Annotated in this window: 16 protein-coding genes and 3 pseudogenes; 9 read left to right on the plus strand and 10 right to left on the minus strand. The window is 70.3% G+C overall.

Annotated elements, in window-relative coordinates; translation table 11 throughout:
• Nucleotides 1-38: 38 nt before the first annotated feature.
• Nucleotides 39-641, minus strand: a pseudogene (locus tag ACFVV1_RS30420) (ISL3 family transposase); the annotation flags it as partial.
• Between the two features lie 488 nt (nt 642-1,129).
• Between ACFVV1_RS30420 and ACFVV1_RS30425 the strand changes: the two are divergent.
• Nucleotides 1,130-1,537 (plus strand): hypothetical protein, encoded by a 408-nt coding sequence (locus ACFVV1_RS30425; RefSeq protein WP_389995729.1) that lies wholly within the window; start codon nt 1,130-1,132, stop codon nt 1,535-1,537.
• Between the two features lie 692 nt (nt 1,538-2,229).
• On the opposite strand, the gene ACFVV1_RS30430 is transcribed toward ACFVV1_RS30425, so the two are convergent.
• The 4 genes and pseudogenes from ACFVV1_RS30430 to ACFVV1_RS30445 all read right to left on the minus strand — a co-directional run bounded on the left by ACFVV1_RS30430 (nt 2,230) and on the right by ACFVV1_RS30445 (nt 4,929).
• Nucleotides 2,230-2,883 (minus strand): zinc ribbon domain-containing protein, encoded by a 654-nt coding sequence (locus ACFVV1_RS30430; RefSeq protein WP_389996050.1) that lies wholly within the window; start codon nt 2,881-2,883, stop codon nt 2,230-2,232.
• A gap of 45 nt (nt 2,884-2,928) precedes the next feature.
• Nucleotides 2,929-3,096, minus strand: a pseudogene (locus ACFVV1_RS30435) (hypothetical protein); the annotation flags it as partial.
• Nucleotides 3,020-3,256: pseudogene (locus ACFVV1_RS30440) on the minus strand (AMP-binding protein); the annotation flags it as partial. The pseudogenes ACFVV1_RS30435 and ACFVV1_RS30440, both read right to left, overlap by 77 nt.
• Nucleotides 3,253-4,929, minus strand: a complete 1,677-nt coding sequence (locus tag ACFVV1_RS30445) for an AMP-binding protein (RefSeq protein ID WP_389995731.1) — start codon at nt 4,927-4,929, stop codon at nt 3,253-3,255. The gene ACFVV1_RS30445 and the pseudogene ACFVV1_RS30440, both read right to left, overlap by 4 nt.
• Before the next feature lie 147 nt (nt 4,930-5,076).
• On the opposite strand from ACFVV1_RS30445, the gene ACFVV1_RS30450 reads away from it, so the two are divergent.
• Nucleotides 5,077-5,919, plus strand: coding sequence for a response regulator transcription factor (locus ACFVV1_RS30450; RefSeq protein WP_389995734.1), 843 nt, complete (start codon nt 5,077-5,079; stop codon nt 5,917-5,919).
• A 90-nt stretch (nt 5,920-6,009) separates the two neighbouring features.
• Here the strand turns inward: ACFVV1_RS30450 and ACFVV1_RS30455 are convergent, their stop codons facing one another.
• Nucleotides 6,010-7,185 (minus strand): winged helix DNA-binding domain-containing protein, encoded by a 1,176-nt coding sequence (locus ACFVV1_RS30455; RefSeq protein ID WP_389995736.1) that lies wholly within the window; start codon nt 7,183-7,185, stop codon nt 6,010-6,012.
• A gap of 157 nt (nt 7,186-7,342) precedes the next feature.
• Between ACFVV1_RS30455 and ACFVV1_RS30460 the strand changes: the two genes are divergently transcribed.
• Together ACFVV1_RS30460 and ACFVV1_RS30465 are read left to right on the plus strand one after the other, a co-directional pair.
• A complete protein-coding gene (locus ACFVV1_RS30460) occupies nt 7,343-8,218 on the plus strand; it encodes a DMT family transporter (protein WP_389995739.1) in 876 nt (291 codons plus the stop codon).
• Between the two features lie 111 nt (nt 8,219-8,329).
• Nucleotides 8,330-8,755 (plus strand): cold-shock protein, encoded by a 426-nt coding sequence (locus ACFVV1_RS30465; RefSeq protein ID WP_266749600.1) that lies wholly within the window; start codon nt 8,330-8,332, stop codon nt 8,753-8,755.
• An 89-nt stretch (nt 8,756-8,844) separates the two neighbouring features.
• Here ACFVV1_RS30465 and ACFVV1_RS30470 read toward each other — a convergent pair whose 3' ends face one another.
• Nucleotides 8,845-9,075 (minus strand): DUF6296 family protein, encoded by a 231-nt coding sequence (locus ACFVV1_RS30470; protein WP_389996026.1) that lies wholly within the window; start codon nt 9,073-9,075, stop codon nt 8,845-8,847.
• 257 nt (nt 9,076-9,332) lie between these two features.
• On the opposite strand from ACFVV1_RS30470, the gene ACFVV1_RS30475 reads away from it, so the two are divergent.
• Together ACFVV1_RS30475 and ACFVV1_RS30480 are read left to right on the plus strand one after the other, a co-directional pair.
• Nucleotides 9,333-9,785, plus strand: coding sequence for a DUF5709 domain-containing protein (locus ACFVV1_RS30475; RefSeq protein ID WP_389995743.1), 453 nt, complete (start codon nt 9,333-9,335; stop codon nt 9,783-9,785).
• Nucleotides 9,786-9,952: 167 nt separating this feature from the next.
• A complete protein-coding gene (locus ACFVV1_RS30480) occupies nt 9,953-10,321 on the plus strand; it encodes a nuclear transport factor 2 family protein (RefSeq protein ID WP_389995745.1) in 369 nt (122 codons plus the stop codon).
• A gap of 84 nt (nt 10,322-10,405) precedes the next feature.
• Here ACFVV1_RS30480 and ACFVV1_RS30485 read toward each other — a convergent pair whose 3' ends face one another.
• The gene (locus tag ACFVV1_RS30485; protein WP_389996029.1) at nt 10,406-11,215 is read right to left on the minus strand and encodes an ArsR/SmtB family transcription factor; all 810 of its coding nucleotides are present in this window, start codon (nt 11,213-11,215) and stop codon (nt 10,406-10,408) included.
• A 258-nt stretch (nt 11,216-11,473) separates the two neighbouring features.
• Between ACFVV1_RS30485 and ACFVV1_RS30490 the strand changes: the two genes are divergently transcribed.
• The 3 genes from ACFVV1_RS30490 to ACFVV1_RS30500 all read left to right on the plus strand — a co-directional run bounded on the left by ACFVV1_RS30490 (nt 11,474) and on the right by ACFVV1_RS30500 (nt 16,003).
• On the plus strand, nt 11,474-13,891 hold the full coding sequence (locus ACFVV1_RS30490) for an endonuclease/exonuclease/phosphatase family protein (RefSeq protein WP_389995748.1): 2,418 nt from the start codon (nt 11,474-11,476) through the stop codon (nt 13,889-13,891).
• 76 nt (nt 13,892-13,967) lie between these two features.
• Nucleotides 13,968-14,315 carry a hypothetical protein gene (locus tag ACFVV1_RS30495; protein ID WP_389995751.1) on the plus strand — a complete coding sequence of 116 codons (348 nt, stop codon included), beginning with the start codon at nt 13,968-13,970 and terminating at the stop codon, nt 14,313-14,315.
• A gap of 134 nt (nt 14,316-14,449) precedes the next feature.
• Nucleotides 14,450-16,003 carry a peptidoglycan-binding protein gene (locus ACFVV1_RS30500; protein ID WP_389995753.1) on the plus strand — a complete coding sequence of 518 codons (1,554 nt, stop codon included), beginning with the start codon at nt 14,450-14,452 and terminating at the stop codon, nt 16,001-16,003.
• A 103-nt stretch (nt 16,004-16,106) separates the two neighbouring features.
• On the opposite strand, the gene ACFVV1_RS30505 is transcribed toward ACFVV1_RS30500, so the two are convergent.
• Both ACFVV1_RS30505 and ACFVV1_RS30510 read right to left on the minus strand, forming a co-directional pair.
• Nucleotides 16,107-16,355, minus strand: a complete 249-nt coding sequence (locus tag ACFVV1_RS30505; RefSeq protein ID WP_389995756.1) for an LPXTG cell wall anchor domain-containing protein — start codon at nt 16,353-16,355, stop codon at nt 16,107-16,109.
• Nucleotides 16,356-16,464: 109 nt separating this feature from the next.
• Nucleotides 16,465-18,036 (minus strand): PH domain-containing protein, encoded by a 1,572-nt coding sequence (locus tag ACFVV1_RS30510; RefSeq protein WP_389995759.1) that lies wholly within the window; start codon nt 18,034-18,036, stop codon nt 16,465-16,467.
• Nucleotides 18,037-18,169: the final 133 nt, after the last annotated feature.

Consider the following 18,169-nt stretch of genomic DNA (forward strand, 5'->3'; position numbering starts at 1 on the left):
TTAGGTAAGCCATCAGACCCAAGAACCTCCCTCCAAATTCATCCCGACTGAATCGGGGATACGACAAGGCGCCTCATGGCGCACTGCCACCGGTCCGCGACCTGCACGGCCTGCGGGGCACCGGTGGTGGCGCCCTCGGCGAAGAACAGCGCGCGGTCCCGGCATACCACCTCGATTCCTGGCCGCTGGGCCAGCCATGCGGCCAGGCTCGATGACTCCCGGTCGGGCAGCAGGTCGACTGGCCGGCGGGTTTCAACGTCCACGAGGACGGTGCCGTAGTGGCGGCCCTTGCGGGTGGCGTACTCGTCGACGCCGACCACCCGCGGGGCGGGTACTTCCGGCTCGGGAAGTGCGTCGACCAGCCGCAGGACCGTGCTGCGGCTGACCGGCGCACCGACGATGTCGGCCAGGCGGGCGCCGGCCCGGCCTGCGAGGGCGAGACCGATCGCTGCCAGGGTCGAGCGGAGCCGCTCGGTCCGCTGGCCGTGCCTTCGGGTCAGACCGGGTATCTGCTCGACGAACGTGCGGCGTCCGCACTCGGCGGTCCGGCAGGCGAACCGGCGAACCCGCAGCTGGAGTACGACGCTTCGTCCCGAGCTCGGAACATCAGCGGGAAACCGCAGGTAGGAACCGTGAACGGCCGAACAAGGTTGAGCGCGTTGCCAAGTTCATTCGGGAGCAGTGCTACAGGGTCCGCACTTGGCCGCGAGAGCAGCGCGCGGAACTGTGGAATCTCCACATTGCGCCGTTGCGAGTGACCCTTGATGAGGCCATCAACGAGGTAATCAGCGCACGCTCCCCTGCTGGCCCTCTGTCGCCGAGGGGGGAGCAGCGGAAAGGGACCAGGCTTCAACTCGTCGGTGCCTACAATCCCGTTCATGCTGTTCGCTGAAGCCGCGAAGCCCTGGTACGAGTCCGGAACCTTCTTGCAGTTCACCATCACGACGCTCGTCGCCGTGGCGGTTGGGGCGCTGGGGGCGTTCGCAACCATGCGATCCAGCAATCCGAAGCGGAAGCTGAGCTGGGGGTGCAGTCCAACACGCCCCTCATGCAAGTCTCCACGGGGCACCCCGCACTCAGAGTGTCACTCGGGGGGATTCCGTTGGCTAATCCGCGCATCGTAGAGCTGGTGATCGCGAACAAAGGGCGGCGCGACATCACCGCAGGAATGTTTCACAACGACGAGGGATTTGGGTTTGACTTCGGTGTCGGCGTGACGATGATCCTGGGTCTCACCACCACGCCGAGCGGGACTGTGCTCCCCGTGCTCCGTACTGGTGACAGCCTTCAGGCAACTCGGCTCGAAGTGCGCCCGTCCCTGTTGAGCCGAGGACAGGTGATTACCGTGACGATGTTGATCGACGGCGACGAGAAGCCGGTGGAGCTTCTGCGTGCCCCGCTGGTTGACGTAAAGGTCGTGTCCGAGGTGCCGAGGGCATCCTCATACGACTCTGCGCTTGAGGTGATGGCCAATCAGGGGCCGTGGGCGTTCGCGGCACCAGCTCGGGCAGTCCTGGCCCTGACTCGTCGACCTTGAAACCGTGGCACGATCTCAGCCGGTAAGACTCGGCGGTGCTCCTTCCCATCCACCGGGGGTCACCCCCCACCCCCTTCGGGCCTCTGCTGCCATCCCGCGCCGCTCGCCAGGGCTGAGCCGAGGACGCTGAGCAACCGCGCAACGGCCAAGCAAACACAGACCGGCCAACCTCCCCGGCCATCACATCTACGGCCAGCACGAGGCCACACACGGCCGAGGGGGACATCGTCAACGACTCTTCGGCCAACAGCTCAGGCCAGCAACCAACCAACGAACACGAACAACTCGACGGCGAACAGAGCCAGGTCGAGCAGGAAGGAAGGCAAGCCAACCGCCCAACTGGGAAGGAAGCGATCGGCGATCGAGACCGCCGAAGAACTGGGCGAAGATCCGCCTGCAAGTACTGAAGCGGGATGGCCACATCTGGCAGCACCGCAACGTGTACGGCGATCAGTGCGACGCTCCGGCTACTGGCGTCGACCACATCCGACCGGGCGACGATCATGCGATGTCCAACCTTCAGAGCCTGTGCAGCTTCCACCACCAGCGGTTCAATGGACCGAGCGACACCCCGGCAAGTTGCAAGACAGGCCCCTCGCCCTTGCATGACAACCCCCTGGCATTGCATGACAGAGCCCCGGCAACCCTGACGATGGGGTGACCGGGGCCCCTTCTGTTCTGTCGTTGTGGGTCTACTCGGTGTCGCTGGTGAGTACGTGCTTCCAGTCGACAGTCAGGTGATCCTCGGTGGTCATGTTCCGTGCATGGCGCCCGTTGGCTGCGTTCAGGGTCACGGTCAAGGTGAAGTCCACCCAGGCTCGACGGACGGGAAGGGGGGTGTCAGACCATCCGGTGATCAGGCCAGCAACACCCTGCACGGGGTCGATGGGAGGTAGGCCAGTGACCTTCCCCAACTCGCCCTCTACGGCCTCCAGCTTGGCCCGGAGGGCTTCGGTACCGGCGGTCATCTGGGAGAGGCTGATGTGCCCCTCTGCGTACGCCAGAGCCAGACCGTCGAGTCGTTCCCGGATGGCCTGCGCTTCGGTGTGGAGTGCCGCCGAGTCGGTGTCGTCCAACCCCTGTCGACTGGCCAGGACCGAGGGTAGGAAGTCGGGGAAGACCAGCCGTGCCAGGACAGCATTACCGGCCCTCTTGTCGGCCACATCCCGAGGGGTGCGGGTGTGGGTCAGCTTGCAGCCGTAGACGAGCGTCCCCCGGTAGCTGCGACCGCCCACCGTCTCACCGCACACGCCGCACAGGGCGATGCCCGACAGGAGGGTCTGAGGGGTCCTGCCGGTACGGGGTCCACCGCTCAGCCGGTCGGGGTTGTTCAGGATCGCCACCACCGCGTAGAACGTGGCTTCGTCGAGGATCGCCTTCCACTCACCGGGGCCGACAACTTCCCCCCGGTAGGTGCGCTGCCCGATGTACCGGGGCGAGGTGAGGACGTTCTTCGCACCCCGCAGCGTCCACCCTTCAGCCTTGGTCGACCGACGCGCCGAATTCGGCGTACGTCCAGCGTCGCCCCGATGCGACGTCGACGAGCGCCTCGCGTTCACCGAAGGCCGCGACCGCGCGGCCGAGATTGCCTCCGATGGTGTCGCCGAGCAGCGCCCTGGTGCCGGTGCCGTGCGCGTAGGACAGCTCCTGGGCCCGAGGATGCCCGCCCGCTCCGGCGGCACCGACGCCGGCCCCTTGCGCGGGGGACAGCTCGCTCATCGCAGATCCCCCTCGTCGTACTCGGTGCCGGCGCCCCGGGCCGTGCGCTCGCGCAGTTCGATGCGGCGGATCTTGCCGGAGACCGTCTTGGGCAGCTCGGCGAACTCCAGCCGCCGAACCCGCTTGTACGGGGCGAGGACCGCCCTGGAGTGCTCGAACAGGACCTTCGCCGTCTCCGGTCCGGGCTCCCAGCCCTCCGCGAGCACGACGTACGCCTTCGGCACCGCGAGCCGTACCGGGTCGGGGGCCGGGACGACGGCGGCCTCGGCGACCGCCTCGTGTTCCAGCAGGGCGCTCTCCAGCTCGAACGGCGAGATCTTGTAGTCGGATGCCTTGAAGACGTCGTCGGCGCGGCCGACGTAGGTGATGTAGCCGTCCTCGTCGCGAAAGCCGATGTCACCGGTGCGGTAGTAGCCGTCGGCCATGGCCTCGGCGGTCCGTTCCGGGTCGCCGTGGTAGCCGGTCATCAGGCCCACCGGGCGGTAGGACAGATCGAGGGAGATCTCTCCCTCGGCCGCGCCGGGCTCGCCGGTGACCGGGTCGAGGAGCTCGACCTTGAAACCGGGGCTGGGCCGTCCCATCGAACCGGCCTTCAGCAGCTGCCCCGGGGTGTTGGCGACCTGGACGGCGGTCTCCGTCTGGCCGAAGCCGTCCCGGATGGTGACGCCCCAGGTGCGCCGCACCGTCTCGATGACCTCCGGGTTCAGCGGCTCACCGGCCGCGACGACCTCGCGCGGCGGGGTCTTCAGCTGGGAGAGGTCGGCCTGGATCAGCATCCGCCAGACGGTGGGCGGCGCGCAGAAGCTGGTGACGCCCGAGCGGTCCATCTCGGCCATCAGCCGGCCCGCGTCGAAGCGGGTGTAGTTGAAGATGAAGACGGTCGCCTCGGCGCTCCAGGGCGCGAAGAGGTTCGACCAGGCGTGCTTGGCCCAGCCGGGCGAGGAGATGTTGAGGTGGACGTCCCCGGGCTTGAGGCCGATCCAGTACATCGTCGACAAGTGGCCCACGGGGTAGGAGACATGGGTGTGCTCGACGAGCTTGGGGCTGGCGGTCGTCCCCGAGGTGAAGTAGAGCATCAGCGGTTCGCCGGCGTCGGTCTCCCGGTCCGCCTCGAAGGTCTCGGGCTGCTCGTCGGCGCCGGTGTACGACAGCCAGCCGGGCACGTCCGCGCCGACCGAGATCCGGGTGTAGTCGCCGGGCACCTCGTCGAACTTGGCGGTGTCGGTGTCCCGCACCAGGGCGTGCCGGACCCGGCCGCGCTCCACCCGGTCGCGCAGATCGACCGGGCCGAGGAGCGGGGTGGCGGGAATGACGACGGCGCGCAGCTTCATCGCGGCGAGGGCCGTTTCCCACAGCTCGACCTGGTTGCCGAGCATGACGAGGATGCGGTCCCCGGCCCGTACCCCCTGCGAGCGCAGCCAGTTCGCGGCCTGGTTGGAGCGGGCGGACATCCGGGCGAAGGACACCTCGGTGCGGCCACCGTCCTCCTCCACGATGTGCAGGGCGGTGCGGTCGTTGTTCTCTGCGATGGCGTCGAACCAGTCGAGCGCCCAGTTGAAATGGTCGGTCCGTGGCCAGCGGAAGCCCTCGTAGGCCGCGTGGTAGTCCTCGCGGTGCTGCAGCAGAAAGTCCCGGGCGGCCCGGAACGTCTCCGTCGCGCTGGTTGCCGACATGTGCCCTCCTCATTGCGGACCGGACCGGTCGCTTAACATCATGTAAACAGTGACCCAGGTCTCACCACCCCCGAACGAGGGTGGTGAGACCAGCGGGGGCCGTGGAGCCTGCCGGAGCCGGGCAGGACCGGGCAGAGAGGCGGCAGCGTGCCGGAATCCGTCGATGCGGTGGAAATGCAGGCGGCGCTGCTGCGGCTGCGCCGGACCAGTGGGCTGCCCGTGGCCTTCGGAGGGATGCTCTCGGATTCCCGTCATGCCCGGATAGCCGAGCTGAACGGGGCGCAGACCACCGCTCTGCGCGGGCTCGTCATCTCGGCGGGCAGCGGGCTCGGCGGCAAGTCGATCGCCCTGTCCCGGCCGTGCGCGGTGACCGACTACCGCTCCTCGCGCCACATCAGCCACGAGTACGACCTGGCGGTCGCGGCGGAGGGCCTGCGCTCGGTGGTCGCGGTGCCCGTCGTCGTACGGCGCACGGTGCGCGGCGTGCTGTACGGGGCGCTGCGCGCGCCGGTCACACTCGGGGACCGTACGTTCGACGCGGCGATGGCCGCGGCCCGCGACGTGGAGCAGGCCCTGGTCGTACGGGACGAGGTGCAGCAGCTCCTGGCCGTGACCCGGGAACAGGTCACGGACCCGAGAGCGGCGCCGGAGGCGTGGGAGGACGTCCGCGAGGCCCATCGCGAACTGCGTGCCCTGGTCCCGAAGGTCGTCGACCCGGCGCTGCGCGACGATCTGCTCGCGGTGTGCGGGCTGCTCGCCTCGGCGGCCGGGACCCGCGCGCCGAAGCCCCGCGGGGTGCACCTGGCGCCGCGCGAGGTGGACGTGCTGGCCTGTGTGGCGGCGGGGGCGACGAACGCGGTGGCGGCGGAGCGGCTGGGGCTGCGGCCGGAGACGGTGAAGGGGTATCTGCGTTCGGCGATGCGCAAGCTGGGGGCGCACACCCGGCTGGAGGCGGTGGTGGCGGCCCGGCGCGCGGGATTGCTGCCGTGATCCCGGCGCCGCCGGACTCGTAACTCCTCGCTCCGTGCCGCCGCCTCGCCGGCTCGTCGCCCGAAGTCGCTCGTCGCCCGAAGTCGCTCGTCACTCGAAGTCGATGAACGGAGCGAACCGGATGTCGTACGCCTTCGTGTCGTCGGCCGCCGTCGTCATGGTGGTGAGCATCCGTACGGCCTCTTGCGTGACGGCGTCGCGATCCGCCCGGCTCAGCCTGCCGAGCGGCTGCACGGTGAGGGCCGTCTTCTCGGCTCCGGTACCGAGCCGCCAGATCGCCGCGAGGAATCCGTCGACCAGCACTGTTCCGTACGCCTGGTTGCCGTTCCCGTTGCGCCCCCGGTACTGCGGCGGAATGACGCGCGTACGGTCCGCGTGGCCGAGCAGCACGTTGTCGAACTCGGGCAGGAAACGCGGCGGGGCGAGGGTGTCCTCGTCGGGGCGCGGGGCATCGGGGAGGTCGAAGAGCTCGGTGCCGTTCTCGTCCCGGAAGGTGATGAGCCGCGGCCGCAGCCGTTCGAAGACCTCCCGCAGCCGGGTCAGCCCGGCCCATGTCTGCATGTCCTGCACGGAGGCGGGCCCGAAGGCGCCGAGGTAGCGCAGCACGGTGGCATCGGGTGCGGGGACCGGCTCCGACGGGCTGCCGAGCCAGTGTTCGGCGGTGGTCAGCGCGACCTGGCCGCTCCTCCCCCACACTCCGCGCGGGGTGACCTGGACCAGCGGCAGCAGACAGCGGGCGGCCACGCCCAGCGACTGCGGGTCGGCGTCGGGCCACTCGGCGAGCAGCGCCTCGCGGATCTCCTTGGGGGTACGGGGCCGCTCCTCGACGAGCTCCCTGGCGAGCGCCCCGAGCCGGTCCGGTTCCACCCCGACCAGCCCCTTGCGGAAGGTCCTCAGCTCCCGGTCGCGCGCCGCCTGGACGAGCGGGCGCAAGGTGAGCGCGTCGGCGGCGGTGTGCAGGTGGATGGTGGATCGCATGGTGACCATACGGACCACCTCACGGGACTCCATCAGTTCCGCGAGCTCGGCGGGGGCGAAGCCGTCGAGGCGGGCGAAGAGCTGGTAGTACGGCGGCCTGGTGTTCTGCGCCTGGAGACCGACCAGATGCTCGACGGCGTCCTTCGCGGACATCGCGGTCCGCCGCAGCAGCAACTGCCGCTCCAGCGTGGCGCGCCCCAGTGCGCGCGGAGAGAGCACGACCGGTGCGACGGCGTTCTTCTTCGCGGCGGGGTTCGCCTTCACGGCGGTGCTCTTCTTCGGGGCCATGGACGGCACGTTACGCGGGCTTGCGGACATCTTCGGTCCTCATCGGCTGCCGCGCTCCACTCCGTACGCCCGCTCCGTACGCCCGCTCCGTACGCCCCGCCATGCCGCCACGCCGCCGCACCCCGGATCGTGGGCCCTCCGCCCGCATCATGGATCGGTGATCAGCGTTCTGTTCGCCATCCTGACCGCGCTCAGCAACGGCGCGGCCTCCGTGCTCCAGCGCCGCGCCGCCCGCACCGTCCCCGACACGGAGGCCATGCATCTGTCGCTGATCGGGCATCTGCTGCGCCAGCGCTTGTGGCTCGCCGGTATCGGCCTGGTGATCGTCGCAGCCGTCTGCCAGGCCGTGGCGCTGGCCACCGGGCCGATCGCCGTGGTCCAGCCGATCTTTGTGATCGAACTGCCGGGCGCGCTGCTCATGGCGGGATTCGTGATGCGGGTCCGGCTGCCCCGGTCGATCTGGTACGCGGTGGCGGCCGTGACCGTGGGGCTGGCCCTGGGCATGGCCTCCGCGGCCCCGGGCGGTGGCAGCACGTCCGTGCACGGAGCGGCCTGGGTGCCGACGCTGATCCTGACCGGCGTCTTCGAGGCCACGCTGATCGGCGCGGCCCTGAGCACCCGCGGCAACCCCCGGGGCGCGCTGCTCGGCCTCGCCGCCGCATGCGGATACGCGCTCACGGCCGCGCTCATGAAGGACGCCATGGCACAGCTCGAAGCGGACGGCGGCGGAGCCGTGGCACTCCTGACGTCCTGGCAGCTGTACGCCACCGCCGCGGCCGGGGTGGGCGCGCTGTTCCTCCTCCAGAACGCGCTCCAGGCGGGCACGCTGGTCGCCGTCCAGCCGCCGCTCACCCTCGGAGACGCGCTGATCAGCGTCCTGTACGGGGTGACATTGTTCGGCGAGGAGCTGCGCACCGGCTGGTGGGTGCTGCCCGAACTGGTCGCACTCGTCCTGATCACCATGGGCTGCGTCGAGCTGGCCCGCTCCCCACTGGCGTCCGGAACCGCGCCGCCGGCGCGCAGGGTCAGGTGACCCGGGCGATTGACCGGATCGGGTCGCGCCGCCCGGACGCACAGGGCTATTCTCCGGTCGAGCCCTGTGTGGCGACGGGCAAGGGGCCCGATCATTTTTTTGGGGGTTGGTGTGGTTTCTGGTCGCGTGGTGCGGTTCGACGGAGCACGGGGATACGGTTTCATCGCGCCCGATCACGGCGGTGAGGATGTTTTCCTCCACGTGAACGACATGTTGATCCCGGAGTCCTACGTACACACGGGTACGGCGGTCGAGTTCGAGATCGAGGACGGTGACCGGGGGCTGAAGGCGTCGTCCGTCCGGCTCGCCGAGGGCCCCGACGGGAAGCCGCTGACGCCTCCGAGGCCCGTCGCGGTCCATGGTTCCGGATCGGCGGACGACGACACCCTGTGCGATGTGCTCAGTGCGTCCGAGTACACCAAGGAGGTGACCGACCTCCTGCTGGAGTCGGCGCCGACACTGACGGGGGCTCAGATCCTGCAGATCCGGAGCGGGTTGCTGCAGTTCGCCAAGAACCACGGCTGGACCGAGGGCTGACGGCACCGCACCCGACGGAGCGGTGAACGGCACCGGGGCCGGTCCGGCGATGATCCGCCGGACCGGCCACGGGACAGGCCCCGGGCGGTTCAGACGCTCGATTCACGCACCACCAGTGGGGTGCCGAGCACCTGGTGTCCGCCGGTGGCCAGCATGCGCACCTCTCCGCGGTCGCTGATCTCCGCACGCACGATTCCGGTCTCGTCCTCGTAGATCGGGTACCCGCCCGCGCCCGACTGCGCCGTACGCCGAACAGTCACCGTGTCGTCCTCCACGGCGGACGCCTGAAATACCAGCTCGTAGCTCTCCGGGTAGTCCATGGCGATTCTCCCGATACGGATGGGGCAGGGCATGGTTCCACCTGCCACTTCCATCGTCCCCCCGACCGGCCCGCGGCGCCCGGTCTGGCGGCCCACGGCTGCGGGCTCATGCCCGGGCAACCTATCCTGAACCCATACGGGCGGTTTGACGGCATCAGGGCGCATACCGCACACATACCGCATGTACGCCCCCTTTCCCCCGAGTCGCGTGTGCGCCATGCACGACCGGGATCCCCGAGACCGGGAAGGGACTGACCATGAAGGATGGCGACATGGGAGACGATGTCTACCAGCCCCAGGAACCGGAAGCCTCCGATCCCACCGAGCAGCTCGACATCGAGGACACCCTGGACAACCGGGGGCTGACCGACCTCCTCGACGAGGGCTACTCCCCGCCCGAGCGACCGTGGGCGGTGGAGGACCAGGGCACCACGGCCGCCGAACAGCACAGCGGCGAGCCACTGGAGAGCCGTCTGGCCCGGGAGCTGCCGGAGGTCACCGAAGCCGCAGGTGACGACGTGGGAGACCTGTCCGACGGTGACGGCGAGCTCTGGGACGCGGAGGTCGGTACGGTACGCGCCGGCCGTCTCACCCGGCAGCTGGACATCAACGAGCCGGACACACTGACAGCCGAGGACGTCGGGATCGACGGAGCGGCGGCATCGGCCGAGGAGGCCGCCATGCATGTCGTCCGGGACAGCCAGGTCTGAGGAGGCGCCTCCCTCTTCCTCCTGCACCGATGCTCGGCAGCCCTTTCCTCCGCCCCACCGCATGACCCCGGAGGTAATCGACGCCCTCCGCGCCGTCGGACATCGTGTTCCTCACCAGCACACGGGAGCCCGGCCCAGGGACCGGGACGCGAGGAGAGGACAGCACGATGACCGCATACGAGGACGCCGTTCAGCGCTACTTCGTCGCCTGGAACGCGGCCACCCCCGAGGACCTGGAGAAGGCTGTGGCGGCCGCCTTCACCGAGACCGCCACATACACCGACCCGCTGGCCGATGTGCGCGGCCACGAAGAGCTCACGGCCGCGATCAACGGAGCCCATCAGCAGTTCCCCGGGTTCGAGTTCCGCCCGACCGGCACCCCGGACGGGCACCACGACATCGTGCGCTTCAGCTGGGAACTGGTCTCCACCACCGACGGCTCGGCGCCCGTCGCCGGGTCGGACGTGCTCGAGCTCGCCGACGACGGACGCATCGCTTCGGTCAGCGGCTTCCTCGACCGGGTGCCCGGAGCCTGATCCCGGACCCGAGACCGAGCCCGGTCCCCATGGCGTCCGGGTGGCCGAGCCGGCCCCCGGACCGCCTCGCCATCAGGCGGCTCTTCAGGCCGGCCCGTCGAGAGACTTCCCGCCCTCCAGAAGGGTCTTGAGCGACGAGAGGATCATGATCCAGCCGCCGCTGACGCCCTCCAGCATCTTGCTGTCCGGGCTGTCGAACCCGTCGTGGGTGATCGTCAGCTTGACGCCCATCTCGGGCACCTCGGCCGGCTCGATGTCGAAGGTGACCTTCGACCGTTCCTGGACGGCCTTCTCCCACGCCCCGTCCGAGACGAAGTCGAACATCTGGCGGTGCATGGGCTGCAGGGTGTGCCAGGTGTACGAGAGCCGCTTGCCCGGCTCCGCCACCAGGACCCGCTGGCCGACCTCCTCGAACTCGCCGTCCGGGGCCATCTTCCAGCGGACCGGTGCGCCGACCTCCCACGTCGAATCGGGTCCGTGACCGCCCATGTAGATCTTGATGAACTCGGGGTCGGTCAGCGCCTGGTAGAGCTTCTCGGCGGTGGTCCGGATGTAGATGACGTAGACGAACTCGGGCTTGTCCATGGCCGTTCCTTCCAGGGTCTGCTTGAGGTGGGACAGTGCGCTCAGGCGGTGGCGTTCGTACCGTCCGATCCAGCGGTCGGCGACCTCCTGGATGGGCACCGGGTTGAGGTAGTGCAGTTTCTCCCGGCCCCGGCGCGCCGCGGTGACCAGCAGCGCCGATTCGAGCACCGCGAGATGTTTGCTCACCGCCTGCCGGCTCATGTCCAGGCCCTCGCCCAGCTCCCGCAGGGTCTGGCCGCCCCGCGCATCGAGCCGGTCGAGGAGCTCCCGGCGGCTCGGATCGGCGAGCGCCCTGAATATCGCGTCCATCGTCGCCATCACGTCACCGTCGCCATCACGTCACCGTCACCTGTTCGTGTCCCGGATCCTCACCATAGGCAACCTATTGGTTGCATGTCGAGCCGGGCACGCTACGCCCAGCGCTTCCGGGCCGCCGGCCGTCGGGCCGACGGCCCTCAGCACTTCCGGGCCGCCGGAGCGATTTCTGGAATTAACTTCTGATGTCTTGTCACGGCCGGGTCTACGCGCATAGCTTTTGCCCTCACCACACTTCGGGAGCAGCCCACCGTGCGCATATCCAGACCTCGTTCCGTTCTGCTGTCCGGCGCCGTCGCCGTGACGCTCTCGGCCACCGCTCTGCCTGCCGCCTTCGCGGCTCCGTCCTCGACCGCCGTGATCTCCGAGGTGTACGGCGGCGGGGGCAATTCGGGTGCGACGCTCACCCGCGACTTCATCGAGCTGGCCAACGCCGGCACCGCCGCGTACGACCTGTCCGGTTTCAGCGTGCAGTACCTGCCGGCCGCCCCGTCGGCCGGCTCGCTGTGGCAGGTCTCGGCGCTGACCGGGTCCGTCGCCCCCGGCGGCCGCTATCTCGTCGCCGAGGCGGCGGGCACCGGCGGCACGGTCGCCCTGCCGGCGCCGGACGCCACCGGCACGGTCGCGATGGCGGCCGGCGGCGGAACCGTCGCGCTCGTCTCCGGCACGACCCCGCTGACCTGCAAGACGGCCGCCGACTGCGCGGCCGACCCGCGGATCGTGGACCTCGTCGGCTACGGCACCGCGGTCGTACGGGAGGGCAGCGGCCCCGCGACGGGAGCGTCGGCCACCTCCTCGGTGGCGCGCGGCACGTCCCTCGCCGACACCGACGACAACGCCGCCGACTTCACCGCGGGCGCCCCTACGCCGGTCAACGCGGCCGGTCAGACCCCCGGCGGCTCCGACCCGGGTGACCCCGGCGGCCCGACCGAGCCCGGCACCGTCCGGATCCACGACATCCAGGGCACCACCCGGGTGTCGCCGCTGAAGGGCCGGCAGGTGACCGGGGTCCCCGGCATCGTCACCGGCGTACGGACCACCGGTTCCCGCGGCTTCTGGATCCAGGACACCGCGCCGGACGCGGACGCCCGGACCAGCGAGGGCGTGTTCGTCTTCACCGGCTCCACCGCCCCGGAGGTCGCCGTGGGCGACTCGGTGCTGGTCAGCGGCAAGGTGGACGAGTACTACCCGTCGTCGACCACCCAGTCGATCACCGAGATCACCGCCCCGAAGACGACGGTCCTGTCCTCGGGCAACGCGCTGCCCGCCCCGGTCGTGCTCGACGCGGCCTCGGTGCCGGACGCGTACGTTCCGTCGGCGGACGGCGGTTCGGTCGACTCGCTGGCCCTCGACCCGTCGGCGTACGCCCTCGACCTCTACGAATCGCTCGAAGGCACCCGGGTCCGGATCTCCGACACCCGGGTGACGGGTGCGACGACCGCGTACGACGAGGTCTGGGTGACCGTCAAGCCGGACGAGAACCGGACCGGGCGGGGCGGCACGCTGTACTCCTCGTACAACGACCAGAACACCGGCCGTATCAAGGTGATGTCGCTCGACCCGGCCAAGCCGGTCCCCGTCGCCGACGTGGGCGATGTGCTGTCCGGCGCCACCACGGGTGTCGTGGACTACGCGTCGTTCGGCGGCTACAACCTCCAGGCCACCGAACTCGGCACGCTCACCGACAACCACCTGCGGCGCGAGGTCACCCGGAAGCAGAAGGGCAACGAGCTCGCCGTCGCCACGTACAACGTGGAGAACCTGGACGCGCTGGACGAGCAGGCCAAGTTCGACACCCTCGCCGAGGGCGTCGCGGTCAACCTCTCCTCCCCGGACATCGTGTCGCTGGAGGAGATCCAGGACGACAACGGTGCGGTGAACGACGGCACGGTCGGCGCCGACGCGACGCTGAAGCGGTTCACCGACGCCATCGTGGCCGCGGGCGGTCCGCGGTACGCGTGGCGGTACATCGCCCCCGAGAACAACAAGGACGGCGGCGAACCCGGCGGCAACATCCGTAACGTCTTCCTCTTCAATCCGGAGAGGGTCGACTTCGTGGACCGCGCGGGCGGCGACGCGACCACCGCCGTGACCGCGGTGAAGACGAAGAAGGGGGTGACGCTCTCGGCGTCGCCCGGCCGGATCACCCCGACCGACGCGGCGTGGGCCGACAGCCGCAAGCCGCTCGTCGGCGAGTTCCGCTTCCACGGGAAGCCGGTCTTCGTCATCGGCAACCACTTCACGTCCAAGGGCGGCGACCAGCCCCTGCACGGCCGCTACCAGGAGCCGAAGCGCAGCTCGGAGACCAAGCGGGTGAAGCAGGCGACGGAGGTCAACACCTTCGTCAAGTCGCTGCTGGCCGCGGACGATTCGGCCCGGGTCATCACGCTCGGCGACCTCAACGATTTCGCGTTCTCACCGACGATGGACGCGCTGACGAAGGGCGAGGTGCTCAAGCCGCTGATCACCACGCTGTCCGCGAGCGAGCAGTACAGCTATGTGTACGAGGGCAACTCGCAGACGCTGGACCACATCCTGACCAGTCCCGGCATCCGCCGCTTCGACTACGACGTGGTGCACATCAACGCGGAGTTCGCCGACCAGGCGAGCGACCACGACCCGCAGGTCGTGCGGGTGGACGTCAACGCGCAGGACAACGGCGGGCATTGACCGCCGGGCCCGCGCGAAGACCGCGGGCCGTTCGGCGTGGGTGGGGCCGGGCCTCACCCACGCCGGGCTCCGACCCATGGCCCGAGCCGCCACTCACGCCCTCACCCCGCGGCTGCCGCACACCGACCGGGCCGCGATCACCCAGGGGTACGCGGGCGTGTACTCCAGTTTCCTGCTCCACGCGGAGCGGGCCGGTGAGCGGTACGGCGTACCGGCGCGCGAGATCCTGCGGCGGGTGGGCGAGGCGGGGTACGTGGGCGGCCAGGAGGACGTGATCATCGACGTGACGCTGCAGCTCGTCGCCGAGCGGGAGCGGGGCGCGGTGCACGTCCGAGCCGGCGACTCGGCCCAGGGCCCTGCCCGGTGTCCATGGAGGCGGTCGCCGGACAGGGCCCAGGCCTGCGCCTCAACCGCGTGGGAGTGAAAGGGAGTTCGACACGCGGGCAGATGATTGTCATGCCCTGAACACGTCGCTACTCTGAGCGGGCTTCGCGGCCCCCGGCCCACCCCACTCGGGCCCGGGGGCCGTTCTCCTTCCCCCACAGAGCAGGAGCAGGTATGCCCAGACGAGCCGCAGTCCACACCAAGGGCCGCGCATCCGTCCTAGCGGCCCTCACCGCCACCGTCCTGGCCGCGACCGGCAGCCCGGCCTTCGCCGCTCCGGACGCCGACCACTCCATGAACCGGGCGTTCGCACGGGCGGCCGCGAAGTTCGACGTACCGCGTGACCTGCTCGCCGCCGTCGGGTACGGCGAGACCCGCCTCGACGGGCACCGGGGGCACCCCAGCCAGGCGAACGGGTACGGCGTCATGCACCTCGTGAGCAACCCCACGAACCCGACACTGGAACGCGCGGCCGCCCTCACCGGCGAACCCCTGGCTCACCTGCGCGCCGACACCGCGGCCAACATCCTGGGCGGCGCGGCGGTGCTGCGCAACTACGCGGACAAGCTCGGCCTCGATGCCCGGGAGCGCGACGACGTCAACGCCTGGTATCCGGCCGTCGCCCGGTACAGCGGCACGACGGGACCCGCCGCAGCCCTCTACGCCGACACCGTGTACACCTTCCTGACCAACGGGCTCTACGCCACCGTCCCCGGCGGTGAGCAGATCTCGGTGACAGCCCGACCGGTCTCACCGCAGAAGGGCGCGTTCGACACCACCGACGTACGCACACAGAGCGCCGACTACCCGTCGGCGCTGTGGGTTCCGGCCGACGCGCACAACTTCGCCGTGGGCCGGACGGCCAAGATCGACAAGGTGATCATCCATGTCACTCAGGGCTCGTACGCGGGCTCGATCAGCTGGTTCCAGAACCCGACGGCGGAGGTGAGCGCGCATTACGTGGTGCGCTCTTCCGACGGCCAGATCACCCAGATGGTGCGCGACAGCGACACCGCGTACCACGCACGGAGCCAGAACTCCTCGGCGCTCGGCATCGAGCACGAGGGATTCATCGACGACCCGTCCTGGTTCACGGACACGATGTACCGCTCCTCGGCGGCCCTGACGAAGCATCTGTGCGACCGGTACGGGATTCCGAAGGACCGGGCGCACATCATCGGGCACAGCGAGGCACCGGGCAACGACCACACGGACCCGGGGCCGTACTGGGACTGGAACCGCTATATGCAGTTGGTGGGCGGGGCCAACGGCGGCGGCAACAGCGGTGAGGGCCTGAACTTCACCGTGTACGAGACCCAGCGGAGCGGCTCGACGGGCCCCCAGGTCAGAGCCGTTCAGCAGCTGCTGAGCGAGCAGGGCTACGGGGTGGGCGCGGTGGACGGCAGCTTCGGCCAGGCCACACGGAACGCGGTGATGGCGTATCAGGCGACCCACGGCCTGACGACCGACGGCGTCGCGGGACACAGGACCTGGACCGCACTGCTGTCCGCCGGTCCGACGACGACCCTCGAGCAGGGCGACTCGGGCGACGGGGTGAAGCGGCTCCAGCGCTCACTGACCGCAGCGCTCGGCTCGACGGTCGGCATCGACGGGACCTTCGGCCCGGCGACGGCGACGGCGGTGCGCAGCTACCAGACGAGCCGGGGGCTGACGGCCGACGGCATCGTGGGACCGGGAACCTGGGCAGCGCTCCAGGCCGGTCACTGACCGGTCCTACGGGAAGACGGTGGTGCGGTCCGGCGTGAAGCGGGACGTTCCGCAGGACCGGGCCCCCGGTGCATGCGCCGGGGGCCCGGTCGGCCATCGGGTGTCAGGCCCGCTCGGCCCGGCGGCCGGCCGCCACGACGAGGCCGGCACCTGCGGCGAGCACCACAGCGGCGCCGATGACCAGCGGGACCGTGCCGCTGCTGCCCGTCGAGGCCAGGTCCCCACCGCCGGCCGCGGGCGTCGTGCTCTCCGACGGGCTCGGCGCGGGCGGTGCGGCGGGCCGGGAGGAGTCACCGGACGGCGTGCCGCTCTCCGAGGGCGGTGTCACGGAGGCGGACGGTGTGCTGTCCACCGGCGGCGTGGTCCCGGGCGTGCCGCTCGGCGTCGGCGTGGCGGCCTCGGGTGCTTCAAGCGGCGCCGACGGCGGGTGTGCAGCGCTCGCGCGTCCGGTTCGGGGCCGGTCACGGCTCGCGGTTCGTAGCTTTCGCAGGGGTCTTCGCAGTGGATTTCGCAGAACCCAGCGCGCGGATGATGCGGTTCAGGTCGGCCGGGGCGGCCGCGAGGCGGACCGGATTGCCCGCGTCGTCGAGATCGGCGATGTGCCAGGTCGTGGGGATGGTGTCGCCGTCGCCGCCCCGGGCGCGCCGCACGTCCTTCACGGTGAGCCGCTCCACCGGTATCCGCTTCGCCGCGAACCGGCCGGGGCCGGGGTGGGGTGTCACCGCGAGCGGGCCGCCGCCTCCGAGGACGATGTGGGTGCCGAAGCCGTACGGGTTGTAGTCGGTGTCCTCCAGAAAGCGGGCGGCCAGAAACACTTCCTCCCCCTCGGCGGACCCTCCGGTCGCTCCGGCCTCTTCGGCCTCTTCGGCCTCTTCGGGCGTACGGATACGGGTGGCGCGCCAGGCCCAGGCGAGGAGGCCCAGCGTGACCAGCGAGCCCGCGGCCGCCCACCTGATCGCCACGGAATCGAGCGGAGTCGTGGGGTGGAGGTAGCAGAGCGGCAGCAGCCACAGAGCGGTACCGACGAGCGGTACCGCGAACGGAAGGGCCGACGGGAGGACCTCGTCATCGGGCAGCCGGCGCCCGCGCAGACGCAACAGCACCCGGGCGCCGGGGTAACCCGCGGCGAGGACGAACGCGGCCGCGACCGCGGCCAGGTCCCCGGCGGCGGGCATGTGTTCGCGCCACACGTGGCGCTCCCCCGCGATCTTCCTCACCTTGCCGCGCCAGGCGGTCAGTTCGACCCTGTCGCCGGGCCGGAACGCCTGGGCGTCCTCCCGCGATACCGCGACCCGCTCCACCGGCCGGTTGCCGGCGAAGTACACCCAGCTGCTCTGCTTGGGACGGTTGGCCTCGGTCCGCGCGATCACAGCCGGCAAGACGGTCAGGCACTCGCCGCGTTTCGTGGCGGGCGTCTCGGCGGAGCACGGGGTGGCCGACTTCCACGCCCGCAGATCCGAGGCGGCGTCCGGCACGAACGCCCCGGCCACACCCGCGCACGCGAGCAACAGCACACACAGACTCAGCGCCCCCGCCCAGCCACGCCCGGCGGTGCGGTCCGTGACGACGGGAACGTGGCCCGACTCCGGCGCCCCGTACCGGCGGTGCAGCGCGCGGAGCGCGTCCAACTGCGCGTCGAAGTCCGCGTCGGCGGAGGACCGGCTCTGCGGCAGTGGCAGGACCCACTTGCGGCCGTCGCGCAACACCAGGCCGACGCGACGGATCTCCTGGCCCTGGTGCCCGTGCTTCAGACGTACGCGCAGGTCGGCGACATCGCTCCACGGCGCAATCCGGCGGCGCAACAGCGTCCGGGAGCACAGACCGTACGCGTCGGCGCTCACCCGGGCTGTAACCGCGTGGAGCGCCGCGATACCCACCAGCGCGAACAGCAGACCGACACCCAGCCACGGGTCCGGCCCCCAGTACACCGAACGTACCCCAGCCACGCCCGCCCCGGCCGCCCCGAGCCCGACGAAGAACCACAGGGCACGCCGGTAGAGGGGGTGGCAACTTACTTGCCGGACATCCGTCATGCACGGAATCGTGCCATCGACCCGACCGTGCGTACTTGTGCAGAGTGCGGCAGCTTCTTGTCCCACAACTCTGCCGAATGAATACGAGTTGAAGCGCGAAGCAGCCGACGGTCGGCCGCTACTCGCCCTGGGG

The organism is Streptomyces sp. NPDC058092 (assembly GCF_042884935.1).
In the GTDB taxonomy this organism is placed as follows: Bacteria; Actinomycetota; Actinomycetes; order Streptomycetales; family Streptomycetaceae; genus Streptomyces.